Consider the following 2,108-nt stretch of genomic DNA (forward strand, 5'->3'; position numbering starts at 1 on the left):
ACTTCTATGGCTTCACCTATAGTTGCAGGTGTAGCCGCATTAATTAAATCAAATGAGCCAAATTTATCGAATATAGAAATTGAAAATCGTTTAATAGAAACTGCTGTAGATTTAGGAGGTGCGGGCTATGATATTTATTATGGTCATGGGAAGGTAGATGCAGCCGCAGCTTTGAAGATATTAAATATTGAGGCTCCGGCAATCGAGCCAGTTTATGATGATAGTACTGAAATTAGGGGATATTTAAATCAACATGTAGAAAATGCAACTATTAATGTCTATAAAGAAGGTATTATTGCTACTCAACCCAACTATTATGGTAATTCAGAATTCAGAATTCCTATTCCTCAACAAGAAGGGGGAGTAATTTTACAAGTTGAAATAATAGACGTATATGGAAATGTGAGTGAAGTGAAGGAAGTAACGGTTAAAGATATAAACGCACCAACCTCACCAATTGTGAATGAAGTAACAGATAAAGCTACAAGTGTAACAGGAACAGCAGAAATAGGTTCTTCAATTTCCGTCAAAGCAGGAACGACGGTATTAGGGACAGCTACAACTACGAACGAAGGAAAGTATTCAGTTACGATCGCAAAACAAAAAGCAGGAACCAAACTTACAGTAACAGCAACGGATAGTGCAGGAAATGTGAGTGAAGTGAAAGAAGTTACAGTAAAAGATGTAACTGCACCAACCTTACCGACAGTGAATGAAGTCACAGAAACATCTACTAGTGTTATAGGAATAGCAGAAGCAGGTTCTACCGTTATAGTAAAAGTAGGAACGACAGTACTAGGAACAGCAACTACAACGACCGAAGGGAAGTATTCGGTTACGATTGCGAAACAAAAAGCAGGAACCAAACTTACAGTAATAGCAACGGATAGTGCAGGAAATGTGAGTGAAGTGAAGGAAGTAACAGTAAAAGATGTAACCGCACCAACCTTACCAATTGTGAATGAAGTAACAGATAAAGCTACAAGTGTAACAGGAACAGCAGAAATAGGTTCTTCAATTACTGTCAAAGCAGGAACGACGGTATTAGGGACAGCTACAACTACGAACGAAGGAAAGTATTCAGTTACGATCGCAAAACAAAAAGCAGGAACCAAACTATCAGTAACAGCAACGGATAGTGCAGGAAATGTGAGTGAAGTGAAGGAAGTAACAGTAAAAGATGTCACTGTACCAACCTTACCGACAGTGAATGAAGTCACAGAAACATCTACTAGTGTTATAGGAACAGCAGAAGCAGGTTCTACCGTTATAGTAAAAGCGGGAACGACGGTATTAGGAACAGCTACAACAACGACCGAAGGGAAGTATTCGGTTACGATTGCGAAACAAAAAGCAGGAACCAAACTTACAGTAACAGCAACGGATAGTGCAGGAAATATAAGTGAAGTGAAAGAAGTTACGGTAAAAGATGTAACCGCACCAACCTTACCGACAGTGAATGAAGTCACAGAAACATCTACTAGTGTTATAGGAACAGCAGAAGCAGGTTCTACCATTATAGTAAAAGCGGGAACGACGGTATTAGGAACAGCTACAACAACGACCGAAGGGAAGTATTCGGTTACGATTACGAAACAAAAAGCAGGAACCAAACTTACAGTAACAGCAACGGATAGTGCAGGAAATGTGAGTGAAGTGAAGGAAGTAACAGTTAAAGATATAACCGCACCAACCTTACCAATTGTGAATGAAGTAACAGATAAAGCTACAAGTGTAACAGGAACAGCAGAAATAGGTTCTTCAATTTCAGTCAAAGTAGGAACGACGGTACTAGGAACAGCTACAACAACGACCGAAGGGAAATATTCGGTTACGATCGCAAAACAAAAAGCAGGAACAAAACTTACAGTAACTGCAACCGATAGTGCAGGAAATGTGAGTGAAGTGAAGGAAGTAACAGTAAAAGATGTAACCGCACCAAATAAACCAGTGGTAGATACTATAACTGCAAAAACAACATATCTGACTGGTAAAGCCGAAGCGAAAAGTTTCATAGAAGTGAAGAAACTAAATCAAGTGATTGGAACAATTACTACTGATGTGAATGGAAACTTTAAGGTTGAAATTCCTGTTCAAACAGTCGGAAC

General features: G+C 39.1%; 1 protein-coding gene. It reads left to right on the forward strand.

Annotated elements, in window-relative coordinates; all coding sequences use genetic code 11:
* Positions 1–2,108: Ig-like domain-containing protein (locus C7437_RS16685; RefSeq protein ID WP_146249635.1), on the forward strand; the 2,108-nt coding region annotated here is incomplete at both ends.

It is taken from the genome of Psychrobacillus insolitus, assembly GCF_003254155.1.
GTDB lineage: Bacteria > Bacillota > Bacilli > Bacillales_A > Planococcaceae > Psychrobacillus > Psychrobacillus insolitus.